Here is a 6,266-nt window from a genome sequence, read left to right as displayed (position 1 = left end):
AAAATTTGCAAATCGCGAATCGACAAATCTCGTTCACCACGCATGTACGCAAAATATTTACTCTTTGAAATACCATTCGCCACAATTGTTTGAACCGACACCTGTTTGTTGCGCCTTATTTCATTAATTCTTTCAGCTAATGTCTGTGTCATCCGCGTTTCCCCCAATCGTGAACTTCCTTAATTACTAGGATACGGGACATTTTTGAAAAAACGGTATATTTTGTTTCACTTTTAGCACCATTTATTTATAACCATCGTTTTAATCCTATAATAAGGACAATATCTTGAGAAAGCGAGTTTATCATGAATCAATCAAACTGGTTATTTAATGAAACAACAACAATTACTAACGCCTTTCAACAAGCCCACTTATCACTGAGCCACACAAATAAGGCTAATCAAAAGTAACAAAAAACCCGGTCTGGCGCATCTGCCAGACCGGGTTTAATTGTTTAACTAACTTGATTCTCAGTTAGAATTTTTTGGATAACATCATCCATTTCGGGCGTCTTAGTCCATTCTGTGTATTCTTTGATGGCAACCATCTCAGGTATTTCAAAATGTTCATTAACGTACTTTTCGTATTTTTCAACGTTTCCTGAGTGAGGAATGTTAATTTTTAAAATACGAACCGATTGAATCATCCCCTGTTCAGCGGCGTATTCGGCTTGACCATTGTGCAAAAGATTGCCAATTTCCTTATAAGTCGATCCGTCGTTACGGGTAATCTCCTCAATAATATCAAGCGTTTGATAATCCGCAGCCATGTTCTTAATCCACTCCTACTTCTGCACGAACAACATCAACGATGCGATCAACATAAGCCCCAACTAATTCTTCGGTTTGAGCTTCTGCCATCACACGTAACAAATCTTGCGTACCTGAAGGACGCACCAAAACGCGACCATTGTCACCCATTTCGGCTTCAACTTCAGCAATCACTTGCTTAATCGCTTCATTCTCTAGCGCGGCCTTCTTGTCTTGGACCTTCACATTAACCAACTTTTGTGGGAAGACTGTCATCTCACCAGCTAGTTCTGACAGCTTCTTGCCTGTTGCCTTCATAACATGCAGCAATTGCAAAGCTGTCAACATACCATCACCAGTTGTTGACCAGTCCAAGAACACCACGTGACCTGATTGCTCACCGCCCAAGTTATACCCAGACTTCAACATCTCTTCGACCACATAGCGATCACCAACAGCTGTCTTAACTGATGACATGTTGTTTTCAGCCATGGCCTTGTACATACCGATGTTTGACATGACCGTTGTGACAATCGTGTCTTGCTTCAAACGACCGTGTTCTGACAAGTACTTACCGGTAATGAACATGACCTTATCACCATCGACAACGTCACCGTTTTCATCAACAGCAATCAAGCGATCACCGTCACCATCAAATGCCAACCCAACTTGGGCACCATTTTCAACCGTAAACTTCGCAATCGCTTCAGGGTGTGTTGACCCAACGCCCTTGTTAATGTTCAATCCGTCAGGTGATGTGGCCATCGTGACAAAGTCAGCGCCCATGTCAGCAAACAAGTTTGCGACTAAACCAGACGTTGCACCGTTGGCTGCATCAATGGCAATGTTCATGCCTGACAAATCATCAGGGATGGTTGTCTGCAAGTACTCTAGGTACTTAGCAGCCCCTTCAGGGAAGTCTGACACTGTACCCAAGCCTTCAGCGGCTGGACGCGGCAATGTATCTTCCGGTGCATCAAGCAACGCTTCAATTTCAGCTTCCAACTCATCTGATAGCTTGAAGCCATCCGCACCAAAGAACTTAATCCCGTTATCTTCAGCTGGATTGTGTGATGCCGTGATTTGCGCACCAGCATCTGCTTGTTGGGCACGCACTAAGTAGGCAACCCCCGGCGTTGAAATGACGTTCAAACGCAAAATTTCAATACCAACTGATAGCAAACCAGCAATCAAAGCATGCTCCAACATTTGTCCTGACATACGTGTGTCACGACCAACTAGCACGCGTGGTCGGCGTCCTTCAGCGTGGCGCGTCAAAACTGCACCACCCATGCGACCGAGACGGAAAGCCAACTCTGGCGTTAATTCCTTATTGGCAATCCCGCGCACACCATCTGTTCCAAAATAATGTAATTCAACCATAATGTTTTTTATTGCTCCTTGGGCGTAATCGTTACCGTGACCGTTGTCGGATTTACACTATCCGTTCCGTCTGGCGTATTCACCGTGACATCTTGAGATGACGCTGCCGTCACCCCGTTCAAATCGACCGTCACAGGAATCTCTTTTAACTTATTCAATACATCAATCTTACCACGAACTGTGATCTCATTTACAGAGCCCGTAAGATTAAAGTTTGAAGCCGACCCGTTTTTTGTCTTAATTTTTAGCGGTACCTGCTTGGTACCTGTCCCAGCTGTCACTGGGATTTTCACCGTCGTTACCTGTGGTGAAATGCCAACGTCAACTGGGTGTCCCTTAGCATCAAGGGCCTGCAACGTCACTGTCTGTGTGACTGACTTACTCGTGTCGCGTTTCAATTGTGCCACCGCAACCACAGTCTCTACTTCGTTAACTGCTGATTCACGTCCCATCAACTGAACGTTGTTAACTGATGACGTCACGGTACCAACGGTATACCCGTCCGCAATCGCATCCTTATTGTAATCCGTGTGAACGGTGTAATAAGCTGACGTCCGCTTATAGATCGTCACAGTTACCTTCGACTTGGCTAGCTTATACGTCAAATCGCGGTTCAAACCTGACACCTTTAGCGCCACCGTGTGTGTACCATCAGTCAGTTTTGTTAGGTCTGCATAGACTTGAAAGTTTTTGGTGTTCTTAGCTGCGGTTACCAAAGCCGACGAACCAGTCAAGGTGATATCAACTGTATCAGGCGCACCCGAAATGTAGTATTCATCCGTATCGATGCCGTTCAATTGCAACGGAACCGACACCTTTTCTGACTTTGATGACACCAACCCTTTTAAGATACCCGTGGTTGTTGCGCCACTTTCTGTTGAATTGCGTGTGGTCTTCGTTGACTGGCCATCCGCATAGACCGACATTAAGATGGCAACTAATAATGTTGCCCCTAGATAAATCAGTTTGTCGTAACTTTTTTTCATTACTTCTCACCCCGCTTAAATGTCGGTACAAAGCGTGACCACCAGTTTTGCTTGACCGCCCCATTTTCAGGCACTAATTGGCGTGTCAAATATTTGCGATAGTCCTCACGCGACAATGACTGCATCAATTCTGCATTACGCGTAATTGACACTGCCCCGGTTTCCTCTGAGACAACAATCGTCAAGGCATCCGTTACTTCTGAAATCCCAACCGAGGCACGGTGCCGCGTCCCCAGTTCCTTCGGGATCGTCGGATTATCTGATAATGGCAGATAAGCCGCTGCCGCTGCCAACCGGGCATCTTTGATAATTACCGCGCCGTCGTGCAAAGGCGTATTTGGAATAAAAGTATTAATCAACAATTGACTGGTCACTTCCGCATCAATCTTAATTCCGGTTTCGATATATTCTTCTAGCCCGGTTTCCATTTCAATTGAAATCAACGCCCCAATATGCCGCTTTGACATATATTGAATGGCATCATCCAATTCATTAATCAGCTTGGTTTCATCTTGATAAGCCTGTCGTTGCTTAAACAAGGCCGACCGACCCAGGTGTTCCAAACCGCGTCGAATTTCTGGTTGGAAGACGACAACTAGTGCAATCACACCCCAATTAATAATTTGGTCGGTTAACCATGAAATCGTGGTCAACCCAATGTACCAACTAACAACCTTCACCACAATCACAATACCAACACCGCGCAGCAGCGTAACCGCCTTAGTACCGCGAATCAGCATCATCAACCGATAAAGGAGCCACCAAACAATGACCACGTCAATAATGCGGACAATACTGACACTCTTCACCAGTGCTTCAATATTAAAATTCATTGTACTGCCCCCTACTCTTCTTCATCCGTTAATAGACCAGCTTCAGCAAAATTAATCATTTGACGAATCCGTAAGCCCGTCTCGGCGGAAATAAAGTGCGCGTCATACAAATGCTGGGTGGCTTCACGCTGTGCGTTTAGTCCAGCCACTTCAAGGTCCATGCGCACCAATGCCTCCGATTGCCCACCATTATGTTTCTGATGCTCTAAGCGTGAACGATACATAATGATTAAGTTGTAGGCTGCCGTTTGGTCAGTCTTTGACGCTTGACCATCTTCACTTGCCAAATACGTTGAAATTGCCGCAATCGCAGCCTTCGATGATTCATGACGTGCAAGCTTGTATTCCGCAATTAAGCGATCAGATGAATCGTCACTCAACCAAATGCGAATTGATCGACGGGTTGAAATCACAAAACGCTTCAATTGACGCCATGTCCGCTTGGTTTTATCATGCGTAATCAAATCATCCAAGTCCGCTTCCACACGATCAATCCGGCGATTCTCACTTGCAAATACCAATGGTGTAATTTTTTCATCAACCAAAAGCCCTCGCAATGCACTTCGTTCCGCGTCCAATGCAATTTCACGGAGGTTCATTTCGGCTTTCAAAATCGGACTAAGTTTATCGATTTTCATAAATCGCATCTGCAATTGGCGAATCTGCATTTGATAACGCAGAATAATTTCATAAGCAATGGCTTGATTTGATTCTCGACGGCGCGTCTCAATTTCACGGACGGCTGACTGCAAGACATACACACGGGCACGTGGCTCGGACATGTGCTGTGCGACCACCGCCTGCGGACTCTTTTCACCTGGCGGAACCTGCGTCTTTGGCTTTTCAGCCAGCAACGGCAAGAAAATAATCGCGGCCAACAATGAAATGATAATGACCACCGCTGCAATAAAGAGCATTAAGGCACGTTGTGGGAATGGCATCCCCGCATCAGTCACCAACGGTACCGATAGCACACCGGCCATTGTCACGGCCCCACGCACACCTGACAAACCAGATAGCAAGGCAACCCGCCATGACGCTGTTTCGTTATGGTGATTTTTTAATCGAACCCATTGGTTAATGTATGTCCAAATGACACGCATCCCAAAGATAACAACCCAGGTAATAAAGGCATACCAGATGGCCATTGGTACAGAAATCACATTGCCCAATTCAGTTGCCAATGGTAGTTCAATTCCCAAAATCACGAAAATATAACCATTCAACAAATAACCAAACACATTCCATGTGTTGATACCGACGACGTGTAACTCACCTGAATAGTCAGCGTCATTCTTCGTGTGGAGGTTTTGCACAATCGCCGAAACGACTACCGCAATAACCCCTGACGCATGCACTTCTTCAGCCAATAAGTACAGCAAGAATGGGCTAAATAATTGCAACACCACGCGCAAGACAACATCAGTCGCACCCTTTGATGATAAGAAATCACCCAGAATATTCAGTAAGAACCCGAGCACCAATCCAATCAACGTTCCCATCAATGAGATGTAGAAAAAATTACCGGTGGCGGCTAATAATGAAAAGGTTCCAGCGGATGCTGCCTTGACAGCAAAGTTAAAGCCGACCAAACCGCTGGCATCATTAATCAAACTTTCACCGGCCACCAAGTGCATGATTGACGGTGGCAATTTGGCTTGCTTGGCAATCGCAGCCACAGCGACTGGGTCAGTTGGTGACAAAATCGCGGCAATCGCAAATGCGACCGGCAACGGTAACTCTGGGACGAGGCCATAAATAATAAAGCCCCCCAGAATGGTCGTTAAAAAGACTAGTAAAATAGCATTTCCAAAGATCGCACCGCGCAACTCCCAAAGTTCTCGTTTCGGAAATCGCCAGGCGTCTGAATACAGCAATGGTGCAATAAATAATAGCAAAAACCATTCTGTATCTAATTCAATGTGTACATTTAAAAACAAAGCGGCCAGCAGACCCAAACTGATTTGGATCAAACTGACCGGCACACGTTTGAGGAAATGCGACAAAATATTACCGATGACCACCAATGAGGTTAGCCCCACAATGGTTTGTAATAGTTCCATAATTCCTCCCTTAATTCAATTCATTAGTTACCCAAAATACGAACTTCAGTTTCCAAATCAACCCCAAACTTCTCTTTAACCACCGCTTGTACGTGCTTAATCACATTGACGTAATCTGAACCCGTTGCGTTACCGCGGTTAACAATGAACCCAGCGTGCTTAGTTGAAACTTGGGCACCCCCAATTTGGAAGCCTTGTAGGCCAGCATCCATAATTAACTTACCCGCGAAGTAGCCTTCTGGACGCTTGAAG

5 protein-coding genes and 1 pseudogene are annotated in these 6,266 nt (G+C 45.4%); all 6 read right to left on the bottom strand.

Going from position 1 to position 6,266, the window contains the following annotated elements; genetic code table 11:
- Positions 1-454 precede the first annotated feature (454 nt).
- Entirely contained in the window at positions 455-769 is a 315-nt protein-coding gene (locus WEIDD23_RS08580) for a hypothetical protein (RefSeq protein ID WP_010369936.1), read from the bottom strand.
- A 4-nt stretch (positions 770-773) separates the two neighbouring features.
- The gene (glmM, locus tag WEIDD23_RS08575; protein WP_010369937.1) at positions 774-2,132 is read right to left on the bottom strand and encodes a phosphoglucosamine mutase; all 1,359 of its coding nucleotides are present in this window, start codon (positions 2,130-2,132) and stop codon (positions 774-776) included.
- An 8-nt stretch (positions 2,133-2,140) separates the two neighbouring features.
- Entirely contained in the window at positions 2,141-3,118 is a 978-nt protein-coding gene (locus tag WEIDD23_RS08570; RefSeq protein WP_010369939.1) for a CdaR family protein, read from the bottom strand.
- Positions 3,118-3,951, bottom strand: a complete 834-nt coding sequence (cdaA, locus tag WEIDD23_RS08565; protein ID WP_010369941.1) for a diadenylate cyclase CdaA — start codon at positions 3,949-3,951, stop codon at positions 3,118-3,120. The genes WEIDD23_RS08570 and cdaA overlap by 1 nt, the downstream gene beginning before the upstream one ends.
- 11 nt (positions 3,952-3,962) lie before the next feature.
- Positions 3,963-6,014, bottom strand: coding sequence for a Na+/H+ antiporter (locus WEIDD23_RS08560; RefSeq protein WP_010369943.1), 2,052 nt, complete (start codon positions 6,012-6,014; stop codon positions 3,963-3,965).
- Between the two features lie 23 nt (positions 6,015-6,037).
- A pseudogene (murB, locus tag WEIDD23_RS12785) lies at positions 6,038-6,266 on the bottom strand (UDP-N-acetylmuramate dehydrogenase); the annotation flags it as partial.

Source organism: Weissella sp. DD23 (assembly GCF_001579105.1).
Lineage (GTDB): Bacteria > Bacillota > Bacilli > Lactobacillales > Lactobacillaceae > Weissella > Weissella cibaria.
The sequence above is the reverse complement of the archived record's forward strand: the minus strand, read 5'-3'. Positions and strand labels throughout refer to the sequence as shown.

Bases quoted from the DNA above. Each gene is read 5' to 3' on its own strand.
- WEIDD23_RS08570 (WP_010369939.1), bottom strand. From the start codon at position 3,118: ATGAAAAAAAGTTACGACAAACTGATTTATCTAGGGGCAACATTATTA.
- glmM (WP_010369937.1), bottom strand. From the start codon at position 2,132: ATGGTTGAATTACATTATTTTGGAACAGATGGTGTGCGCGGGATTGCC.
- cdaA (WP_010369941.1), bottom strand. From the start codon at position 3,951: ATGAATTTTAATATTGAAGCACTGGTGAAGAGTGTCAGTATTGTCCGC.
- WEIDD23_RS08560 (WP_010369943.1), bottom strand. From the start codon at position 6,014: ATGGAACTATTACAAACCATTGTGGGGCTAACCTCATTGGTGGTCATC.
- WEIDD23_RS08580 (WP_010369936.1), bottom strand. From the start codon at position 769: ATGGCTGCGGATTATCAAACGCTTGATATTATTGAGGAGATTACCCGT.